General features: G+C 69.0%; 17 protein-coding genes. 12 read left to right on the forward strand and 5 right to left on the reverse strand.

Features of this window, described 5'->3' with window-relative positions; translation table 11 throughout:
- Nucleotides 1-659: 659 nt before the first annotated feature.
- Both MTQ01_RS23265 and eccE read right to left on the reverse strand, forming a co-directional pair.
- A complete protein-coding gene (locus MTQ01_RS23265) occupies nt 660-1,499 on the reverse strand; it encodes a hypothetical protein (protein ID WP_247492813.1) in 840 nt (279 codons plus the stop codon).
- Complete coding sequence (eccE, locus tag MTQ01_RS23270) at nt 1,499-2,821, reverse strand: type VII secretion protein EccE (RefSeq protein ID WP_247492814.1); 1,323 nt, start codon at nt 2,819-2,821, stop codon at nt 1,499-1,501. Before eccE ends, MTQ01_RS23265 begins: the two co-directional genes overlap by 1 nt.
- 377 nt (nt 2,822-3,198) lie before the next feature.
- Between eccE and MTQ01_RS23275 the strand changes: the two genes are divergently transcribed.
- From MTQ01_RS23275 to MTQ01_RS23320, 10 genes are all read left to right on the forward strand, one after another.
- Nucleotides 3,199-4,812 carry a type VII secretion protein EccB gene (locus tag MTQ01_RS23275; protein WP_247492815.1) on the forward strand — a complete coding sequence of 538 codons (1,614 nt, stop codon included), beginning with the start codon at nt 3,199-3,201 and terminating at the stop codon, nt 4,810-4,812.
- A gap of 528 nt (nt 4,813-5,340) precedes the next feature.
- Nucleotides 5,341-5,661 carry a WXG100 family type VII secretion target gene (locus MTQ01_RS23280; RefSeq protein WP_282614042.1) on the forward strand — a complete coding sequence of 107 codons (321 nt, stop codon included), beginning with the start codon at nt 5,341-5,343 and terminating at the stop codon, nt 5,659-5,661.
- A gap of 86 nt (nt 5,662-5,747) precedes the next feature.
- Complete coding sequence (locus tag MTQ01_RS23285) at nt 5,748-6,038, forward strand: WXG100 family type VII secretion target (RefSeq protein ID WP_247492817.1); 291 nt, start codon at nt 5,748-5,750, stop codon at nt 6,036-6,038.
- Between the two features lie 339 nt (nt 6,039-6,377).
- Nucleotides 6,378-7,667: a type VII secretion-associated serine protease mycosin gene (mycP, locus tag MTQ01_RS23290; RefSeq protein ID WP_247492818.1), complete on the forward strand. Its 1,290-nt coding sequence runs from the start codon at nt 6,378-6,380 to the stop codon at nt 7,665-7,667.
- Nucleotides 7,660-7,983, forward strand: a complete 324-nt coding sequence (locus MTQ01_RS23295; RefSeq protein ID WP_247492819.1) for a hypothetical protein — start codon at nt 7,660-7,662, stop codon at nt 7,981-7,983. Before mycP ends, MTQ01_RS23295 begins: the two co-directional genes overlap by 8 nt.
- A 55-nt stretch (nt 7,984-8,038) precedes the next feature.
- Entirely contained in the window at nt 8,039-9,424 is a 1,386-nt protein-coding gene (locus tag MTQ01_RS23300) for a hypothetical protein (protein WP_247492820.1), read from the forward strand.
- A gap of 195 nt (nt 9,425-9,619) precedes the next feature.
- Nucleotides 9,620-10,729, forward strand: coding sequence for a S8 family serine peptidase (locus MTQ01_RS23305; protein ID WP_247492821.1), 1,110 nt, complete (start codon nt 9,620-9,622; stop codon nt 10,727-10,729).
- A gap of 327 nt (nt 10,730-11,056) precedes the next feature.
- Nucleotides 11,057-11,368, forward strand: a complete 312-nt coding sequence (locus MTQ01_RS23310; RefSeq protein ID WP_247492822.1) for a hypothetical protein — start codon at nt 11,057-11,059, stop codon at nt 11,366-11,368.
- Nucleotides 11,369-11,610: 242 nt separating this feature from the next.
- Nucleotides 11,611-13,029 (forward strand): hypothetical protein, encoded by a 1,419-nt coding sequence (locus tag MTQ01_RS23315; protein ID WP_247492856.1) that lies wholly within the window; start codon nt 11,611-11,613, stop codon nt 13,027-13,029.
- An 83-nt stretch (nt 13,030-13,112) separates the two neighbouring features.
- Nucleotides 13,113-14,468: a S8 family serine peptidase gene (locus tag MTQ01_RS23320; protein ID WP_247492823.1), complete on the forward strand. Its 1,356-nt coding sequence runs from the start codon at nt 13,113-13,115 to the stop codon at nt 14,466-14,468.
- Between the two features lie 377 nt (nt 14,469-14,845).
- Here MTQ01_RS23320 and MTQ01_RS23325 read toward each other — a convergent pair whose 3' ends face one another.
- From MTQ01_RS23325 to MTQ01_RS23335, 3 genes are all read right to left on the reverse strand, one after another.
- Nucleotides 14,846-16,516 carry an ATP-binding protein gene (locus tag MTQ01_RS23325; protein WP_247492824.1) on the reverse strand — a complete coding sequence of 557 codons (1,671 nt, stop codon included), beginning with the start codon at nt 16,514-16,516 and terminating at the stop codon, nt 14,846-14,848.
- Nucleotides 16,517-17,446: 930 nt separating this feature from the next.
- Entirely contained in the window at nt 17,447-17,827 is a 381-nt protein-coding gene (locus MTQ01_RS23330; protein ID WP_247492825.1) for a hypothetical protein, read from the reverse strand.
- Nucleotides 17,828-17,973: 146 nt separating this feature from the next.
- On the reverse strand, nt 17,974-18,375 hold the full coding sequence (locus MTQ01_RS23335) for a hypothetical protein (RefSeq protein ID WP_247492826.1): 402 nt from the start codon (nt 18,373-18,375) through the stop codon (nt 17,974-17,976).
- Between the two features lie 276 nt (nt 18,376-18,651).
- On the opposite strand from MTQ01_RS23335, the gene MTQ01_RS23340 reads away from it, so the two are divergent.
- Nucleotides 18,652-18,966 carry a hypothetical protein gene (locus MTQ01_RS23340; protein ID WP_247492827.1) on the forward strand — a complete coding sequence of 105 codons (315 nt, stop codon included), beginning with the start codon at nt 18,652-18,654 and terminating at the stop codon, nt 18,964-18,966.
- Nucleotides 18,963-20,096, forward strand: a complete 1,134-nt coding sequence (locus tag MTQ01_RS23345) for a WXG100 family type VII secretion target (protein ID WP_247492828.1) — start codon at nt 18,963-18,965, stop codon at nt 20,094-20,096. Before MTQ01_RS23340 ends, MTQ01_RS23345 begins: the two co-directional genes overlap by 4 nt.
- Nucleotides 20,097-20,100 lie beyond the last annotated feature (4 nt).

Here is a 20,100-nt window from a genome sequence, read left to right on the forward strand (position 1 = left end):
GACTGAAACGCACCTGAACGGCTGGACCGGAAACAGGCGGATCATGCGGTTGTCGCTGGCGCGGCTGTTCACGAGGTCGTGCCTCACCGTCGTAACTCTCCCCCGAAGTGGCGTTCCTGCTGTGGTTCCTGCCGCTCGGAAGACAGCCTAGTCACTCGCACCGACGGCCGGGCAGCTGAGGTCTGCCTCGTTGCCGGTTCCGGCTGAGCGCTTGAAGTGTGTGGTTGTGTGCGGCCCGAACACCCCAGTCAATCTCTTCCTTACTGCCGGGTCAATGTGTCACTCCCGCCGCTCGTCCAACGCCCCCGCCGGCACCGCCGGTTGGCCCGGTCGTATCCGTCGGGGGACCCCTCGGGCGTACGGCGCGCGGTGCGCAGCACGGATTCCGCGCGACGGGCGCGAGCAGTCCCGTACGGGGCAAATACCCGATCGGGTGGGGTTGTTGAGGGCCGGCGGTGTGGAATCGGTCACAACCCGGCGGGGTACGCCCCGTACCCGCCGCCCGACGCCGTCCGGACACGGGGACGCCCCGCGGCCGGCAGCGGGTGCTGCCGGAACGCGGGGCGCACTCGGGGCTCCCGCGGCCGGTGGTGGGCGTCGAGTGCGCACACCACCGGCCGCGGGAGCCGCCGTCCGGATCTCGGACCGGCGACCGCGCCTCAGTCCATGCGCCGGGGAGCGCCCAGCAGACCCGTCTCGGCGTCCGTCGGCTCCGTCAGGACGAACTGCTGGTGGTCCTTGGTGCACCACAGCAGAGCGTTGTCCGAGAGCGTCGGTATCGTCGCCGCGACCTGCCGCGGCAGCCGCATGACACGCGCCACGACCTCCGTCTCCTGCGGCGAGAGCCGCTGAAGCCCCACCAGGTCCGCTCGGTTGAGCAGCCGGGGCGCCTTCGGACCGAGGAAGGGCAGCACGGTCGCCACGCCCTGCCAGGGGCTGGGCGCGAGCTGATTGCGGGGCGGCTGCGCGCCGCAGTCCCGTACGACCAGCACCGGGCTGGAGACCGACGGCCCCTGCGGCGCGATCTGCCGCACGTCGTGCACGGAGACCGACTGCTGGCCACCGCCCGCCGCCTGTGCCATCTGCGTCCACGCGGGAGCACGGGCGGTCTCGACCGCGACCCTGGCGCCGACCGCCACCGCGCGCAGCGCCAGCAGCTGAGCGATCCACAGGCTGCCCACCAGCAGGACGTCCAGCGGCTTGGGCCGCAGCAGGCTCAACACCGCGGGCTGGTTCTGCGGGTCGACGCCGATGACGATCCCGTCGTCGCCCACCGGCAGACTGAGCTGCCCCAGCGACTCCTTCGGCAGCAGATGCCGGTCGCCGCGCGGTCCGCGCAGTCCGAAGCCCGCGTGTGAACGGCGCTGGCCGGGCAACTGGGCGGGAGCCGCGTCCGGTTCGGGACTGGGCAGGTGCGAGGGGCGCCCCGGCCGGGCCGCTCCCCAACCGCCGTCGCCCGTCCAACCGCCTGCCTGCGGGGGATAGGTGGGAGTGGACATCAGCGGGTACCTCCGAGCGGCAGCGTGGCGAGCAGTCCGGGCAGCTGCTCACGGTCCAGCCGTACGAGCCCCGCCTTCGCGGAACGCGCCCGGCCCTCCAACTCCTGCTGTGCCGCCTCCAGTTCGTTCTCACTGCGGCAGGCCAGGCGCAGGTGGCCGGCGAACGCGTGGGCGTTGTGGGTGCCGCGCGTCGCGGTCAGACTGAAGACGCTGGCCATCGCCCTGCTCCCGGACAGCAGCTGCGCCACGCCCGCCAACGGCGCCGCGCCGACGCCCAGTTGGGGCCAGCCGCGCACCCAGTACGTGGTGTGCCAGCGGTCGTCGCAGCGCCAGGCGCGGGCGGCCTCCTCGGTGCGACGGCGGGTCTGGTTGTCCCGGCCCGCCACGACGTTCGCGCGCGGACTGGCGCAGACGGCGATGCCGAGCGCGTTGACCAGGTCCCGCTCCTCGAGCACCCGGGCGTCCAGGCCGAGCCCGCTGAGCCGGCTCACCAACTGGTCGGCCGCCCGCAGCAGCGAGCGCTGCGCGCCGCCGAGATCGCCGCCGCGCGCCTCCACCGCCTCGGGGCACAGCTCCGGGTCGAGCTTCAGCGCGATCCAGGTCATCTGCACCGCGGGCGTCTGGGTCTGCGCCTGGATCGGTGCGTAGGAGATGGCCGCCACCGCGCGCTCGGGCAGGTGCGGCGCGGGCGCGGGCTGCGTGTACTGCAGGAACTGAGCGGACTCCAGCCGGATGTCCTCGATCTCCAGCGCCGAGTGCAGCAGGTCCAGCGGCACCGTACGACTGCCGCGCGCCGGACGCAGCGGCTCGTCCTCGGCCTCCACCTGCACCAGCGCGGTGAGGAACGTACCGTCGCCGACGAAGCCGACCGGACGCCCCTCGCGGTCCATGTACTCGTACGTGCGCAGACTCGGGTCGCACTCCACGATCGGCGCGAACGCCGACTCGACCCCGGGCGGCACGGGCGTGATCGCCTGGCGGCGGCGCTTCATCGCCCGCACCGTCGCGAACCAGTCGGGCAGCGGGATCTGCCGCCATCGGCCGAGTGCCGCTATCAGCAGTCCGGCGCCGAGGATCGTCATCAGCGCGGCGACGATCAGGTGCACGGCGAGACCCACCAGCACCAGCGCGATCGCCACCTGGATCAGAACGAGCTGCTGCACCCGCACCACACCGAGGCTGCCGGTCTGCGCCCGGAGCCGAGGTGTGACGGGCCCGTTCGGCTGCGGTGCGCCGTGTGCCGGCGGGTGTGCGCCGCCGCCGTTGGCCGGCGGTGCCTGCCGCGCTCGGCTGCGGCGTCGTGACCTGGTGGCGGTGGACATCCCCCGGCCTGCTCCTTAGTTCTGGGCGTCCGGCGCTGACGCGGATGCGCGCGCCGCGGACGCCGATGTGGCGTGTGCGTGCCCGGTCGGTCTTCCCCCGCCCGTGTCGGCCCAACCCGTCGCGGTTCGGGCCCTGCCGGTCCGCGGGACCGGTCCCACCGATGACGGTACGCCGCGCATGTGTGCAACGGACACCCTTGCGGAACAAGGCAGTTCGCACGAGGCTCGCCGTACGGCATCGCTCGGCCGCCCCGCTTTGTGCGATGCGAGACCCGGACCGTACGGACCGATCATCACACGGCATAGTAGAGGGCGCGCCGGCACCGCCGGACAGTGGTCACCCGACAGAACTTGGGACACGGGGAGTCAACGCAACCATGGCATCACGCCGGGACGAGCTGAACGCCTACAACTTCGCGCGCAAGCGCACCGTTGCCGCCTTCCTGAAGCCGCTGCCGAACGGCTCGGTGGAGAGCGCCCCGCGTCCCGTTCGCGCGCTGGTCCCCACCATCGTGCTGTCCGTGCTGATCGTTGTCGGCTTCGGCGGCTGCGGGCTCCTCAAGCCCGCAGCCCCGCAGGGGTGGAACGCCCCGGGCGAGAAGGTCATCGTGGGCGACAAGTCCACCACCCGCTACGTGGTGCTGAAGAGCAAGGAGAAGGGCCCCGACGGCAAGGCGAAGACCCTGCTGCACCCTGTCCTCAACCTCAGCTCGGCCCGACTCCTGCTGGACCCCTCCAAGTTCGAGGTGGTCAAGGTCAAGGAGTCCATCCTGGACGGCGGCGACGCACCGCCGCAGGGCCCCACCATCGGCATCCCCTACGCCCCGGACCGGCTGCCGGACTCCAAGGACGCCGGCGCCAAGAAGACCTGGGCCAGCTGCGAGCGTCCGGCCAGCAGCGAAGGCGGCCGCATTCAGCAGAGCACCTTCGTCTTCAAGGACGGCGACGAGCACCTCGGGAAGCTCACGGCCGGCGGCAAGGGCAAGGTGGGCAAGCGCAGTTCGCTCTACGTCCAGGACCCCAAGGGCGACGACTACCTGGTCGACCACCGCGGCGTGGCCCACCCGCTGGACGCCACCGCCGCCCAGGACCAGCTCGGCGACAAGGCGACCCCCGAGGAGCGCGAGCGTCTGAACGGTCTGCTGCGCGCCATCCTCTTCGGCCAGAAGGGCGAGCCGCAGAAGGTCAGCGAGGAGTGGATGGACACGCTGATCAAGAGCGAGCTGCCGATCTTCTTCCCGCCGGTGCCGGGAGCGGGCGAGACCGCGGACACCGACGGCGTGCCGCAGGAGCACCGCAAGGTCGGCCGGATCGTCGAGGGTGACGGCGCGTACTTCGTCGTACTGAAGGACGGCGTGGCCAACGTCTCGCCGTTCGTCGCGAAGCTGCTGCTCCAGGGCGAGGTCGGAGAGTTGGCCTACCCCGGTCAGGCGCCCGAGCCCGCGGTGCTGCCGCTGGCCAGCATCGAGGCGGAGGAGCCCGAGTTCATGGGCAAGCTCCCCACCGGCCAGGAGGTCGTCTGGCCCGAGGAGCAGACCCAGCAGGCCAACAACGCCCACGAGGAGGACGGCAGGCGCGTCGTCTGCAGCGTCTACCACGGCGGCAACCAGAAGATCGCCGGACAGGAGCTCTCCGTCCCGGAGATGACGACCTGGGCCGGCACCGGCAACCCGGCACCCATCGTGGACGGCAGCGGCAGCACGTACGTCTCGCCCGGCAGCGGACTCTTCTACCGCGAGGTCACCGGCAAGTCCAAGGACACCGGTTCGCTCTATCTGGTGACGGACACCGGACTGCGCTACTCGGTGCGCGCCAACAACGACAACTCCGAGAACGCCGGCAACGCGGAGAAGGACCAGAACCAGGCCCAGATCAGGCTCGGTTACGGCGATCTGGCACAGCCACCGGCTGTTCCCCAGGTCTGGTCGAAGCTGCTGTCGCGCGGCCCCAGCCTCAACACGGCCGACGCCAAGCAGCCACAGGGCTCCTGAGGCCGAGCGCCCCCGGGCGCGGTCACGCACCCACGGCCGGCGGGCGGTTGCCCCGCCGGCCGCCGGCGTTTCCGCTCCCGGCGCCGACGCTCGCGGCCATCGGTGCGGCGAGTTCCCGAGCACCACGGGTAACAGCGGGAGGCTGCGGCGGTGCGCGACCGTGCCTCCGTGGATCGAGGAGCTGAGCACACGTGGGGCCGGAGGTGACCATCGGGGCGACGGTGAATCGGGGCCGATCGTCGGGCCGTAGCCCGGCATCCCGGGCGGAAGATCGACTGTGTCACCGGGGAGGGTGGAGCGGTTCCGTCCACCGTGTCCGCATTGGCGTTTCGATGGGCTAATTCGCTTGCATTCCTGGGTAGTTGGGAAGTGTAGTGAACGCGTCACAATAGGCAGCCCTCTCATTGGGTGTGTCGGACCCAGTGGTTACAGTGGCTGTTATGGGCACCGACAAGGGGGTGCCACCACGGCAGCGCGGCCTCGGCGGCACCGTGGTCAAGGTGCGAGTCTCATGGGGGACGTTGACTTATGGGCGGAAAATTCACGACGACCGAAGAAGAGATGGTTGCGTTCAGCAACAAGATCTCTTCTGTCAACAGCTCGATCCAGGGCGAGATCAAGCGACTTCAGACCGTCGTCGACACGGTCACCGGTGGCTGGCAGGGTGCTGCGGCGACCTCGTTCAACACCATGCAGAGCCAGGTGAACACCGACGCCACCAAGCTCAACCAGGTGCTCGGCGAGATCAAGGAAGCGATCGACGCCACGACCAAGAACTACGCCGCCTCCGAGGAGGAGCAGCGTCAGATCGTCACCAAGTCGGCAGGCGAGTCCTCGCCCTTCGGGTGATCCGCCCCCGTTGATCTCCCGCGCCTCGTGAGGGCCGCACGGGACGTCACCGCACCCAGATCACTTCAACTCCCCGAGGAGAGACCATGTCCGGCAGGATTCTGGTAAACGTCCAGACCATCAAGCAGGCTTCCAGCGATGTGCGCACCACCGCCGGAAACATCCGTTCCCAGCTCGACGAGCTGGAGAGCGGCGTCAAGAAGATCGCCGCGAGCTGGGAGGGCTCCGCGAAGGAGGGCTACCAGCAGCGTCAGCAGGAGTGGGACAAGCGTGCCGCTTCCCTGCACGCCACGCTGCTCTCCATCGCCAAGGCACTCGACACCGCGGCGGACAACTACGACGCCACCGAGCGCAAGAACGCGGGTATCTGGAGCTGAGGCACTCCTCGGACTTCCGATCGGCCCGGCGCGGCGTCGTACGCACGCCGCACTTCCGGGCCGAGGGGCGGGCGCGCTGGGACAGTGCGTCCGCCCTCACCTGGGTCGGGCACCGTCGCGTACCGCACGACGCCCGTCCGGTGCGCGCGGTCGCCTCCAACGGACCGCCGCCCGCGCGAAGTTGAAGCCGTACGGCAGTGGTGGTCCGTACGGCAGCGGTGGTCCGTTCGGCTCGGGGCTCCGGCCCGGTGCCGGCACACAGGAGCACCGCCGTCGCCACCACCAGGTCCGCCTCGGCGGAGCCGGATCACTACTCGCAAACGGAAGAGCGGAACACTCGTGGGACACCGAGCCACAGGAGAGCGAACCGGGCGGCTGCGCCGCAGCGCGCGCACAGCGGTGATCACGCTGTGCGTCACCGGTCTGTTCGGTGCGCCCGTTCTGCCGGCCCAGGCGGACGAAGGGCCGAGGGCGCAGAACGACGACCCCGGAACCGTCCTGAACAACGGCGAGTGCGACTTCCCCGCCGACCCGATCGCGGGCACCCCGTGGGCTCTCCAGCGCCTTCTCTTCGACCAGATCTGGGAGGAGACCAAGGGCAAGGGCGTCGAGGTCGCCGTCATCGACAGCGGCACCGACAACCAGCACCCGCAGCTCAAGAGCGCGGTGTCCAAGGGCCGCGACGTGATCACCAAGAAGGGCGACGGCACTTCCGACCAGGCCGGCCACGGCACCAAGGTCGGCGGCATCATCGCAGCCCGCCCGGCGGACGGCACCGGCTTCGTCGGTATCGCGCCCGAGGCGACCCTCTTCCCGATCCGGCAGAACGACAACGAGGTCAAGGGCACCGTCAAGACGATGGTGCAGGCGATCGACGCCGCGATCAGCCGCAAGGTCGACATCATCAACATCTCGCAGGGCACCAGCGCCCAACTCGCCGACGACTCGCCCCTGCACCGCGCCGTGGCGCGTGCGCAACGGGCGAACATCCTCGTCGTCGCCTCCGCGGGCAACGACGGCGCCTCCGGCCAGGAGAAGGACAACTTCCCGGCCTCCATCCCCGGCGTCCTCGGCGTCGCCGCCTCCGACCGCAACAACGAGCGCGCCGGCTTCTCCCAGTCCGGCAAAGCCGTCGACATCGCCGCGCCGGGTATCGACATCGTCTCCACCGTTCCCGGCGCCGGCCACTGCGTCGACAACGGCACCAGCTTCGCCGCACCGTACGTCGCGGGCGTCGCCGCCCTCGTACGCGCCAAGTACCCCAAGTGGGACTACAAGCAGGTCAGTTGGCACCTCCAGCAGACCGCCGACCGGGCCAGCCTCGACCGCGACAACTACGTCGGCTGGGGCGTGGTCGACCCGATGGCCGCGCTGAGCGGGGACGGCGAACCCCCCGCCGGGCCCCCCGCGCCGGACAAGGCGGAGAACACCGGCGTCAACGCGGACAACATCATCCCGGCCCCCGTCGTCCTCGGCGAAACCCCCCAGGAGCGCCGCGTCCGCTACGGGCTCTACATCTTTACCGGCGGCGTACTCGGTGTCGCCGTCGTCGTCGGCACCTCCATCGCCATCCGCGACTGGCGCCGCAAGACATCACACAACCTTCACGGGGAGGCCATCAATGGCTAAGGGCGACTACGCAGTAGATCTGGAAGCTCTCGACAACGTGGGCAAGAAGCTCAACGGCGTCCTGCGCGCGATGTCCAAGACCAAGGGCGACGCGAAGAACAGCACACACCTTCCCGCCGGAGCGCTTGGCAAGGGGTTCGGCGAAGAGAGGGAAATCCGCATCGAGCACGACCGCGTGAAGATCATTCTCGAGGATCAGATCCTGAAGGAGCTAGAGGACTTGATCGACGACTTGGCGAAGAAGACCGCCAAGACCCGCGGTGCGTACGAGGATCGAGAGTACGACGCGACCAATGCGGTCAACCCGGAGAAGTAATGAGCCGGGTTGACCGTGAAGTGGCGGCAGGTTCCGTTCGGATGGAGGGGATGAGATGAGCGCTGGGAGCGTTTGGCCAGAGCCGCACAAGACGACGTTCGCCTACAAGGAGCTCGGCGAGCTCCGCGCGATGCTGGACGGTGCCGACCCGAAGACGGTCAGCAAGGTCGCGGACAGTTGGGGCTGGATCAGCAAGGTGCTGGTGGAGTCCGAGGGCAACCTCAAGGACGACTTCGACAAGGCCGTCGCTGAAGTTCTTGAGCACTGGTCCGGTGACGCCGCGGAGGGCTTCCGCAAGCGCGCCAACAAGATCAGCAAGAAGATCGCCGAAGCGGCCTCCCGTGCCAAGGCGATGGAACAGCCGATGCGAAACGTCGCGACCGTTTTGCAGTCCGGCATCAACCAGTTGAACGAGGTGAAGGACCCCGGGAAGCTGGACCGTGCTGCGGACAAGACGGGCAACGTAGTCGTCCAGGTGGTCACTCTCGGGAAGAAGGGCGGCCGGGACGACTCGGGGGCCAACGCGGACATCGCTGCCGGGCGGCCCACGCAAGAAGTCCTCGACAAACACGCCACGGAACTCTCCGAGGGCAAAGAGCGTGCGCTGAAGGCCGCGATCGCGCTGGAGTACGTCGGCGGCGGCTACCGCACCTACGCGAAATCGATTCAGTCCAGTGGGCGGAACTTCAGAGACCCGAACTTCGACGACACGGACTACGACGGCGGTGTGCCCGCGGTAGTGCCGTTCCCCGGCGGCGGAATTGACCAGAAGAATGTCAAGCCGATGTCGACGCCCACTGGACTTGATGGTACGGGTATCAACACTCAGACGCCGACCAGCCCTCGACCGGATGGAATCACCGGCGGCATCGGCACCGGTGGTCAGTCGGGTCCGCAGGTGGGGACCGGTCTCAACTCGGCAGGACCGGGTGTCGGCGGTGGCGGGGTCAATGCCGGTAATCTTGGCGGCTTGTCGACTGGCAGTGCTCCGACCGGAGCTGCGAATGGCACCGGGATCGGCACGCCCGGCGCTCTGGGTGCTGGGGGTGCAGCAATGCGGGCCGGAGGGGCCGGTGGTCGTGTTGCCGGCACCGGAGGTCGTATGGGCGCCCCGGGCATGGGGGGTGGCGCGGGTGCGCGGCAAGGTGGCAACAACAAAAAGGGCGGCTCGGGCCGCGGCGCACTCGCCAAGCAGCGAGGCGGAGTTGTCGGTGCCGCGGGTAAGGGCGCGGCCCGCGCACAAGGTGGTTCCGGACTGCACCGAAGCCGTGGCGGCAAGCAGGCAGCAGGCCAGAAGGGCAAGGGCATGATGGGCGCGCCCGGCACTCGGGGCACTGCTGGCAAGGACGACAAGGAGAGGAAAGAGCGTCCGGACTACCTTGTCGAGGACGAGGAAACCTGGGTGCCTAACAAGACTGTCGCCCCACGGATTGTCGACTGACCCCAGTTCATGTGGCACAACGCAAATAGGCTGTGAGCCCGTTGCTGGCGTGACGGGCTCACAAGAAGGAAGGCTGGAGCAATGTTCATCTCTCGCGCACTCCGTACAGTGGGCGGCGCGGTATGTGCGGGGGCTGTGCTGTTCGCGACTGCGACCCCTGCCGCAGCGGACGAGGTCAGAGAGAATCAATGGTCGTTGGATTACCTGAACGCCGAGAAGGCGTGGCAGGAATCAACGGGCAAAGGTGTGACGGTTGCGGTCATTGACGATGGGGTTGACGGAAGCCACGCCGACCTTGAGCGGAACGTGCTTGAAGGAAAGGATTTCACGGGCACCGGTCCGGCGCACCGTGAATCTACGAATGATCATGGCACTGCAATGGCTGGGATCATCGCGGGCCACGGTCATGGAGCTAATGGCTCCGCGGGGGTCAAAGGAATAGCTCCAGACGCGAAGATCCTTCCAATCAAGCAGACCAAGACAGGTGACGACAAGGTCGTTGGTTCTTACCTGGAACCCGTGAAGTATGCTGTTGACCAAGGCGCTAAGATCATCAACATGTCGTTCGGAACGGCGGGTGAGCCAGGCGACGATGATATTGAAGCAATCAAATACGCCGCCGAGCACGATGTGCTTTTGGTAGCTAGCTCCGGCAACAGCGGCTCGGGCAATCCGTACCAACCTGCTGTTGCTTCAGGTGTCCTGGCTGTGGGAGCGGTGGACAAGAATGGTGAGGTCTGGGAAGACTCCAACTACGGCGAACATTTGATGCTTACGGCCCCGGGCGTAGATATGCAGGTGGCGGCCGTTACTAAGCCCTACAGTACGGGCGCTGGAACCTCGGACGCTGCGGCGCACGTCTCTGGTGCTGCCGCTCTCATTCGTGCCAAGTACCCCGACCTGACCGCAGGTCAGGTGGCTAACCGCCTCGTCAAGACCGCCAAGCGGGCAGGCAGCGCGACGGAGGACAAGGCGGATCCGAAGTACGGCTACGGGATCATTCAGCCCTACGAGGCACTGACTGCTGACATTCCGGCCGGCTCGAAGCAGGGCCCGTTGAAGACCCCCGACGGTGGCCTGTACGACGACGAGGCGCCCAAGTCGCCCGACCAGGCGTCCGGTTCGGACTCGGACGACGATGGCGCGGTGTTCGTCGCCGCTGCCGTGATCGGTGTCTTCCTGCTCCTGGTCCTCGGCGTCGTACTCCTCGTCGTACGTGCCAAGCGCAAGAAGCGTGAACGCCAGGTACACGGAGGCGGCCACTATCCGGGCCCGCCGCCCGGTCAGGGCCACTACGGACCGTAGCCCCGATTCAGTCGTTAGAGCATTCCGCATGGCCGCGTTCGGTGCACAGATCAAGCACCGGGCGCGGCCTTGGCCCGTGTTGACGGGTCGGCCTACCTGCACCTGTGGCAAAGAGTGCAATCCGGCCTCATCCTCAACTTCGCTTGCATAGCGGGCGGTTGCTGTAGTGAGCGCGTCACAATCGCGCACACCCATATTGGGTGGGATCAAGCTGACGGCTACAGTTGTCTACAGGTGCGCTCGCCTCGTGTTGTGCCGTGAGGGCGTCGGTCGATGCGACTTGCGCACGTGGGCAGTGCCTCAGAACACGTCATTGGGGAGGAAGCTTTGTCCGGCGATCAGTACGGGGTGGACCTGGACGCCCTTGACCAGGTGGTCAAGGAACTCAACCAGGTGATCAAGGACATGGGCGGGCCCAAGTCAAAGGCGAAGGACTCCACCTACCTCAAGCCAGGTTCGCTGGGTAAGGGGTTCAAGGAGGAAAGTGACCTGCGCGATGCTCACAGCGAGGTCAAACGAGACATTGAAAAGATTGTGGACAAGATCGAGGACCTCGTCGACGACTTCGGAAAGAAGTCCAATCAGACGATGGGTGCGTATCAGAACGCCGAAGCAGACAACAAGGTCAACCTGGCCTGAGAAGTGCAGGTTTCGAGCCTGTGTCACCAGGGCCACGGTGCTGAGCAACAGGGGGAGAGCTGATGTCTGATTCTGACTCGAGGTACACGCCCGCAGAAGTGGGGCAGAGCGGTGCGAGTGGTAATCCGTATGGTTCGCAGCAACCGTACGTCCCTCCGCCATCGGCTCCTGCCGGTAGCGGCTCGGGCGAGTACTCTGCTTCGCCGCCCAATGCGGGTGCTGGGCCTGAGGCCGGCGCGGACTTGGTCAGCCGTCAGCAGTTCATTGACAAGGGGCTCGGCGAGGTCAAGGAGATGGTCTCGGGGGCAGACCCCGGCCACGTCCGGACGGTGGGCGAGAACTGGGTAGAGCTCCACGACGACTTGGTGGGTAGGGATGGCGACAGCGGTCTGAAGAAGAAGTTCGACGACGCAGTCCTGAAGGTGCTTGATAGCTGGCACGGCAAATCTGCGGAGAAATTCGCGAAGCGCGCGCAGGAGATCAGTCAGGAGTTTGCCAAGGCTTCGTACAAGCCTTCCGCGGTCGGCAGTGTGCTGGAGCAGACCGCGCAACGTCTCTACGAGGTGATGGACTTCGTCGACTCGGTGAAGGAGCCGAGCCGATTGGAGCGGCTGAAAGACCGGGGCAGTGACATGTTGGGCTCTGGTCCCGTCGGCGCCGCCTCAGTCCTTAGCCCCGCCATTGCAGGTTTCAACCTCGCCACAGGCGCAGGCAGGGACGACAGCGGCCTGAACCGTGATCTGAATAACCCCGCTATCAGTATCGCGCAGGCGGTGAACAACAACGCGGGCAGCCTGTCAATCGGCCGTGAGCGGCAACTCGAGGCAGCGCACTATGTAGAGCAACTGGCGGCCGTCTACCGGTCAGCCACGAAGGAGATCGACAACGCAAGGCGGGAGGTCACAGGGCCCGACATGCCGAAAGGTCCTGGAGGCCCCAACGGGCCAGGTGGCCCTGGTGGAATGCCGGACATCTCGCCCTTCAAGCCCGGCGGCGGCGGTCCGGGCGCCGGTCCTGGCGCTGAGATGCCGACGGCAGACGTGCCGGGCTACGAGGGGCAGAGCCCCGGATTCAAGCCGGGCACGGGCGATTTGGACGGGATCGGTGGCCCGAAGCCGGGCAGCGAGGTCGGTACCGGGCTCGAAGGAATCGGTGCGGGCGCGGGGGGCGCCGGTTCCGGAGCGGGCAACCTGGGTGGTCTGTCCGGCTCCGGTGGCGTCGGTTCGGGTGCAGGAGCCGGAAGCGGCGGCGGAGCAGGTGCAGTCGGCGGACTGCCTGGCGGCATGTCCGGAGCTGGTGGCGCGGGCGCCGGTGGTGCGGGGCGCATGGGCGGCATGCCGGGCATGGGAGGTGGTGCCGGCGGCGGTGCGGCAGGCAAGGGCGGGGCTGGGCGTGGTGGGCTCGCCAGGAAGAGCGGCGGTACCGTGGGCACTCCCGGTCGTGGCGGCGCTGGGGCCCAGGGCGGCTCAGGCTTGCACCGCAGCCGTGGCGGATCCCAGGCGGGTAAGGGCGCAGGGCGTGGCATGGGCATGATGGGCGCTCCCGGCTCGCGTGGCGCCGGGAGCAGCGAGAAGAACCGAAGTGACCGTCCTGACTACCTGGTTGAGGACGAGGAATCCTGGACACCGAAGAAGAACGTCGCTCCTCGCGTCATTGAGTAGGGCGACGTGTCGTCAGCGGCTGTGACCAGAAGGTCATCTGCCAACCGGGAAGGCGGGCGCCTTCGTGAAGGGAACGTCAGAGGATGAAGCTCGCATACTCAGCGCGTGTCGTAGGCAGCTTGACACTGGCTGGAGCATTGCTGGCGGGAACTGCGCCGGCGGCCGCGGCGGACAGCACGCGCGACAGTCAGTGGGCGTTGGAAGCATTCGACGCCGAGAAGGTCTGGCAGGAGTCCCAGGGGCAAGGTGTCACAGTTGCCGTGATCGACAGCGGTGTTGACGGCAGCCATGCTGACCTTCAGGACAATGTGCTGCCTGGCTGGAACGCTCACAGCGGTGGCCCGGGCAACGTGAATGGCAAGGACCACGGCACCGGTGTCGCCTCGCTCATCGCGGGCCACGGCCACGGGCCGGGCAACCGGGACGGAATTGTCGGCCTGGCGCCGAAGGCAAAGATTCTTCCCGTAAAGGCCGACCGTCCTGACGGCAAGTACAGCGGCCACACGCTGGGTGCCGCCATTGACTATGCGGTCGAGCAGAAGGCTGACATCATCAATGTGTCGATTGCCGGAAGCTTCGCTTCCTCTGCCGAAGAAAAGGCGATCAAGCTTGCCTGGGAGAACGACGTGGTCGTCGTCGCCGGTGCAGGGAACGACGGAGTGCGGGGAATCGCTTACCCGGCGGATTCCGATGGAGTTGTCTCCGTCGGTGCTGTCACCGAGGCCGGTAATCTCTGGGAGGAGTCCAACTACGACGACGGCCTGACTCTGACCGCACCAGGAGTGAACATCAACACTGCGGCGGTCAGGAAGGATTACGAGTCGGCGAACGGTACTTCCCTCGCCACCGCTTACGTTTCCGGTGCCGTCGCGTTGCTGAGGGCCAAGTTCCCGGATCTTACAGCCGGGCAAATCGTCAGTCGTCTTACGAGAACTGCACTGCTGCCGGAGGAAATGGGAAAGGCTCCCAACGAGTACTACGGCTACGGAATGATCCGTCCGTTGCGAGCGCTTACCGACGATCTCACCGAGGGGCCGGTGAACGGCCCGCTGACCGCGCCGAAGGGGGCGGGTGAGCCCGGCTCTAGGGACACCGGGGGCCGTGCTGAGCGGGAGGCGAAGGCAGCCGAGGAGATCCTTAACGGCGGCGACGACACCAACCCTTACAAGTTGCACGGAATCCTGGCGCTTGTGGGCTTCGGTGCGATCGGGGTTCTGGCCACCGTGTTCGCTCTGGTGTCCCGGAACAGGCGGAGGAGGAACAATCCGCCTCCGCCGCCGGGTTGGGGCGGGCCGGGTGGCCCGCCGGGGCCGTTTCCGCATCAGGGGCAGCCGCCCATGCCGGGCAACTATCCCCAGAGCCTGCCCAGCCATCATCCGCCCGGGCCACCTGGCCATCATCCGCAGGGCCCGCCGCCGGGCGGCCCACGCGGCTACTGACGTACACGCAGTGGTTCCCCGAAGCCACTGGGGCTTCGGGGAACCACTGCGTGTACGGGCGGTTGTTCAGCTGTCAGGTCGTCCCTTCCGAGACGAACGTGCCCCGACACGGTCCGAGTGATCCAGTACGTGGCAATGGTCGGGGTCACATCCTGGCTTCTCCTCAGCACGTGGGTCGAGTTCGCCGAACGCGCAGGGCGGGGGCAGCGATGACGCCGCCGTACTGCATTGGCTGTGACCCGCCCTGTGAACCGGACGCGGTCAAGGTAGCCGAGTTCTGGACAGCAACCTCCTCCGGCACGACTCAAGCCCCGAGCCCCATCCTCAGCTCTGTGAACCCGACGCCCGAGACGTCCGACGCCGTCCCGTGCCCGTGGCTAGCCGCTCTGGGTGGCGAGTTGGCGCAGGGCGGTGGCGTGGGCGGTGAGGCCGTCGGCGGTGAAGGCGGCTTCGAGGAGCTCCGCGCGGCGCCCCGGCGGGACGTCGCCGTCGATGAGTGCGGGAGCGGTGCGCAGATAGGTGCGGGCCGCGGCGCCGAGCGAGTCGTACGGTACGGACTCGACTGCGGCGTGCAGGCAGACCGGGTCCGCGTACGTGAACAGGCCGGGATCGGTGAGGAGTTGGGGGAGCAGCCCGGCTGCCAGGGTGTGGGAGGCGATGTGGTCGCGCACGTACGGATCAGCCTTCGACCAGTCCTGCTCCGGCACCTCCTCGAGCAGGGCCATCGCTGTCCGGGTCTGCGCGGTGCCCACGTCCTGGAGCCCGGCGCGGACGGTGTCGGCGAGGGCGGGGTGGACCAGGCGCAGCAGCGTCCGCGTCCGGTCGCCGTCGTGACCCTCCACGCGTTCGACGAACGGCTCGGTGAGCGCGGCGAGTTCGGCCACCGTGGTGTTCATGTCGCGTCCCGCGACGGCGCTTGCCAGCGGGCCGTGCAGCTCCGCCGGCAGCCCCTGGTGCTCGGCCAGGGCAAGCGGTGTGAGTACGGCGCGCAGGGTGGCCGGCTCGACGCCCGCGCGAGTGGCGTGAAGGTCGAGTACGGCGGAGAGGTCGGTCGGCAGCGCTTCTGCGAGCGCGGTGACGGGGTCGGCCGCGGGCGTCCCCTCCGAGACATCGGGTGCTGGTTCCGCCTGGACCTTCCCGTGATGTGCGAAGAACCAATCGGCCTGGGCCAGCGCGGAGTTGAGCGCGAGGCGAACGGTCAGCCGGCTCTGCGCGCCTGCGTCGAGGCGGGCGACGTACGCCTCCGCGAGGTTGCGGCGGTGCGCGGCCTCAGGGCCGAGGAGCGGGTGGACCGCCCCGGCCGTCCCGAAAGTGGAGCCCGTACAGCCCGGCGAACCCGTAGTGTCCGTCGCGCCCGGCAAATCCGCCGATTCCGCCGATCCCGCCGGCCCCACCGCGTCCGCCGAGGCGGCGGCTGCGTCCAGGTGGCTCGCCGCCTGGTGGGCCAGGCCCTCCGGGTCTGACCAGCGTTTCTCGTCCAGGTCGATCAACAGGGCGGTGCCCGGCGTCGGTTCGCGCTTCAGCTCCGTCGCGAGGGCGCGCGGCACCGCTGCCACCAGTCGTACGGTCGGCAGCGCGGCCAGCGGTTTCAGCAGCTCGCGCACGAGCCGTACGGGTTCCTCCGCCGCCGCCACCGGTCCCGCACGGTCGACCTCCGGTACGACGAGCGCCAACGGCTCCGTACGCGCGGCGAGTTCGGCGAAGACGCGGTCCGGCTCGGCGGAGGGCAGACCGAGCGCGTCCGCAAGGTCGGCGAGGATCTCGCCAGTTGTGCGTCCGGCGGGGGAGAGGACCGTCGGCGGGGGAAGGTCGGGCGGTACGGTCGCGGGGTCGAGCGAGTCCGGGTCGAGCCGGGCCCGTTGCTCGGGGTCGCCGAACATCAGAAAGCCCTCGAGGATCCGGGTGCGACCGGTGCCGGGGCTGCCGGTGAGGACGACGACGCGCGGCGCGCCCGGCCAGTCCATCTGCCAGGCGGCGAGGGTGCGCAGCACGGCGTTGCGCCCGCCGATGTAGGGGTGGGGCCTGTGGGGCTGCGACGAGCCGGACATGGTGCTCCCCTCCTCTGCTGTCGCGTCGACGCCGACGACGCCCGGAATCCCGGGGCGCTGCCGACGGTCCGTGCCGCACGCGAACGTCGAACCGTACGTGGAAATCGTATGTGCGAGCCCACTGGTGGAGACGAGTGGGCCGGGTACGACGGGGTCGAGCACTGACGAACCCGGTGCGGACGGACGGCCGTTCGTCGCGAGTCGTAATCAACTCCCCGCTCTGTAACGGCAGTTGAGATCGGGCTCGTCACCGCATCTGCCGGATCCGTACGAGGTCGGGCAGCGGCCGGGCACTCTGTGTCCGCGTTCCTCGCAGCTGTACGCCACTTCACGCGGGCGGGCGGGTACGCCTTGCGGGGGTCGCCGCCGCACGAACCTTCACCACAGCAGACTGGGCACGGTTGCCACAGCCCGGTTGTCACGGCTCCTGCCACCACAGCCCCCGCCCCCGCGGCAGCCGTCGCAACGGGAACCGTCGCAGGAGGGGCGGCCGGCGTGGGCAACACCTCCCGCCCGCGGCAGCTCGGCGTCCGGTCCGAACATCGGGCGCGCTGAAGTCGGGTGCCCGTGGGGTCGGAGGCTCCCGCCCGCGAGGCACACAACGTCGCGCGTGGACCTCAGCCCCTCAACCGAACAGAACCAACAGAACGGCGGCCCTCGGGCGAACGACTGTGGTTCTCACACGGAGAACTGCGGCGCTCAGGCGAAGAACCGCCGCTCCTCACGCGCGCAACCGCGGCTCACACCCGCCCCGCACGCGTACCCCCGCGCCCCGCAATCGGAGTCAGCCTTCGCCGCCGTCGAGCCCGCCCCGCGCGCAGCCGCGTCGTCGCGCCCCGCTAATCGGGATCAGCCTTCGCCGCGCACCTCCGGGACCCCCGCGCGCAGCCGCGTCGTCGCGCCCTGCCCCGCCTGGCCCGCCGCCCGGGGTCAGCCGCCGCCGAGGTGGGGGATCTTGCCGATGCCCAGCTTCTCGGCCCTGGCCTCCTCGGCCTTGACGAGCGAGTCGTTGAAGTCCTCGTTGACCTCGTGGTTGTCGCCCATCCCGGTCAGTCCCTTGCCGATGTCGTCGACCCGGCCGACCAGGTGCCCCATCGACTCGTACATGCCGTCCCGGAACCCCTCGTACAGGGCGCCGAAGCTGCTGCCGATGTCGTCGCCGCCCCACGGTGGACGGTCGCCCGCCTCGATGCCGGTCAAGGTGTTCTTCAGCGTCGTCAGCGCGGTGTTGAAGTCCTTGCTGACCTGCTGCATGTTCTTGCCCTCGGTCTGAAGGACCGCCGGCTTGGACTGCAGACTCTCGTTCGACATGGCCACCCCCGTTCTCTCTCGCGCGGTGTCACCGGACGCCGCGCGCTGCCGCTGGTGCTGCTGGCTCGTCCACCGTCGCACAGTCGGTGGACGGCGTCATCCGTCAACTCCCCGATGGGACAGGGTCGTCACACGGGATTCGCTGGTCACTGACCGCCGCGGTGGCGCGGCTTCGGGCCGTTCTCCCTGGCTTCCCGCGCGGTCTGCTCGCGCTCGGCGTCCTCGCGGGCCGCGTCCTCCTCCTGCTGCCGGAAGAACTCGGCGGCCTGCTCCTTGGAGCGCTCGCGCTCCTCGGGGGTCATCCGGTCGTCCCGCTCCTGGAGTTCGCGCATGTTGTCGCCGAGGGCGGCGAGGTAGCGCGGGTTCTCGATGATGTCCTTGAGCCCCGTGCGGCCGGAGAGCAGTTCGCGCGCCATCTCCTGGAGGCGCGGGTCGACGCCGGGAATGGTGCGCAGCTGCTCCAGCGACCTGCGCACGTCGCGGGCCTGCATCGGGTCCTCGAGATCCTCCATGAGGTTCTCTTCCTGAATGTCCCGCTCGTCCTTCACCGGGCTCCCCTCCCTCGCGTCGTTGCCGCGGCCCGTGCTCCCGGCCGCGTCCTCATATTCTCAGCCCTCGCCGCCGCTGCCCACCAGAGGGTTGGCCGAGCCGGGCACGGTCGGGCAGGGGGCTTCGCCAAGCGGCAGTGGTGTGCGGCACGTTCCGAACCGTCGTAGGGCCGCCCGTACCGGGGTAGGCGGAGGGAACGGGGTCTGGGCGGACCTTTGTCGGATGATGTGTGTTACATCTGTGAAAGCTGTACGGCGGCCGATGCGGGAGAAGAGATGTCCGACAGACTCCATGTGAACATCGAAGAGTTGGGGCAGCTCGGCAGCTCGCTCGCACACCACGCCTACGACCTGGGCAGCTACGTCTCGGACTTCCGCCGCAGCACGGACCTGGAACCGGTGCGCGAGGTGCTGGAGCGGTTGGACTCCGTCTCCTACGAGCAGTTGGCCGAGGCCGTCGAGCTCGCCGGGTCCGTGGTGGGCAAGCTCCAGGACCGGCTGGACGAGGCGTCCAGCGGCGTCAAGGAGGTCGTGCGCAACACCTCCTCGGTCCAGGACGACTTCGCCGACGACATCAGGGACCTGCTGTGAGCGACCGGAACGAAGCTGTACAGGCGCTGCGGGAAGCCGCGCGGGGCTGGCGCGAGCTCGGCGCCAGGGTCGACGAGACCGTGCAGGCGCTCGACCGGCAGGTGGGCGGAGTGCTCACGGGCGACTGGCGCGGTTCGGGAGCCGAGGGGTTCGCCGGTCAGTGGGCGCTGCTGCGTTCCGCCGTCCAAGAGGCCCTGCCCGCCTTCGAGTTGGCCGCGGGCGATCTCGAACAGGCGGCGGACGCCGCCGAACAGCTCGCCGGCGACCCCGCGGGGTCCGGCGACGCCGGTGTCGGCGGCGACCAGCTCGCGGGCGCCGAGCCGGGCGGCGCGGACGATTCGGCCTCGGCGGGCAGCCTCTCCCGTACGGAGGCGCACGGCGCTTCGGACGGGAAGCCGGACGGCGCGGCGAGCGACGGCGGCGACTCCACGAGCGCGCTCGACAGCTTCGTCGGTCAGCGACTGGGCGCGGGGCTCACCCACGGCAGCCTGGCGCTCGACAGCGACCTCTCCGCCACCGGCGCGCCCGGGGGGAGCTCTTCCGGTACCTCGACAGGCGCCTCCGTGCCGGGGGCCGGAGTCGGCTCCGGAGGCAGCGAAGGGGACGGTCCGGTGGGCGGTGGGCTGCCGACGCCGATGAACACCGAATCCGTCGTCTCCGCCCTCGCCAAGCTGGCCGCCACCATCGCCACCGTTTTCGAGCGCACCGGGGGCGGCGCGGGTGCCGGCGCTCCCGCGCTGCCCACCACGCCGTACGACCCGGCCTTCCTGCGCCGCTCGGACGGCATGCTCGGCGAGAGCACCGGGGCCGAACCGATCGAGGGCGGCAACCCCGGCGACGGCGCGGGCGAAGGTCCCGGGGACCGCGCCCCCGGCGAAGGGCGGGACGGCACCACGGGCGGAGGAGACTCGGCGGGCAGCCGGATCGACAGCGACCTGTTCCCGGACACCGACCCCGGCGCCGACCCCGACACCGGGACGGGGACGGGGGACCGCGACCGCCCGGATCGGGAGGGTACGGACCCCGAAGGCGTCGACCCGGAGGGTGTCGACCCCGCCGCGGGTTCGGCGCCGATCGCGGGAACGGTGCCCGGAGGCGCGGACCACCCGCCCCGCGGCGCCTTCGGCTGACCGC

Source organism: Streptomyces sp. XM4193 (assembly GCF_023072595.1).
GTDB lineage: Bacteria > Actinomycetota > Actinomycetes > Streptomycetales > Streptomycetaceae > Streptomyces.

Bases quoted from the DNA above. Each gene is read 5' to 3' on its own strand.
- MTQ01_RS23265 (WP_247492813.1), bottom strand. From the start codon at position 1,499: ATGTCCACTCCCACCTATCCCCCGCAGGCAGGCGGTTGGACGGGCGAC.
- eccE (WP_247492814.1), bottom strand. From the start codon at position 2,821: ATGTCCACCGCCACCAGGTCACGACGCCGCAGCCGAGCGCGGCAGGCA.
- MTQ01_RS23275 (WP_247492815.1), top strand. From the start codon at position 3,199: ATGGCATCACGCCGGGACGAGCTGAACGCCTACAACTTCGCGCGCAAG.
- MTQ01_RS23280 (WP_282614042.1), top strand. From the start codon at position 5,341: ATGGGCGGAAAATTCACGACGACCGAAGAAGAGATGGTTGCGTTCAGC.
- MTQ01_RS23285 (WP_247492817.1), top strand. From the start codon at position 5,748: ATGTCCGGCAGGATTCTGGTAAACGTCCAGACCATCAAGCAGGCTTCC.
- MTQ01_RS23295 (WP_247492819.1), top strand. From the start codon at position 7,660: ATGGCTAAGGGCGACTACGCAGTAGATCTGGAAGCTCTCGACAACGTG.
- MTQ01_RS23300 (WP_247492820.1), top strand. From the start codon at position 8,039: ATGAGCGCTGGGAGCGTTTGGCCAGAGCCGCACAAGACGACGTTCGCC.
- MTQ01_RS23320 (WP_247492823.1), top strand. From the start codon at position 13,113: ATGAAGCTCGCATACTCAGCGCGTGTCGTAGGCAGCTTGACACTGGCT.
- MTQ01_RS23325 (WP_247492824.1), bottom strand. From the start codon at position 16,516: ATGTCCGGCTCGTCGCAGCCCCACAGGCCCCACCCCTACATCGGCGGG.
- MTQ01_RS23330 (WP_247492825.1), bottom strand. From the start codon at position 17,827: ATGTCGAACGAGAGTCTGCAGTCCAAGCCGGCGGTCCTTCAGACCGAG.
- MTQ01_RS23340 (WP_247492827.1), top strand. From the start codon at position 18,652: ATGTCCGACAGACTCCATGTGAACATCGAAGAGTTGGGGCAGCTCGGC.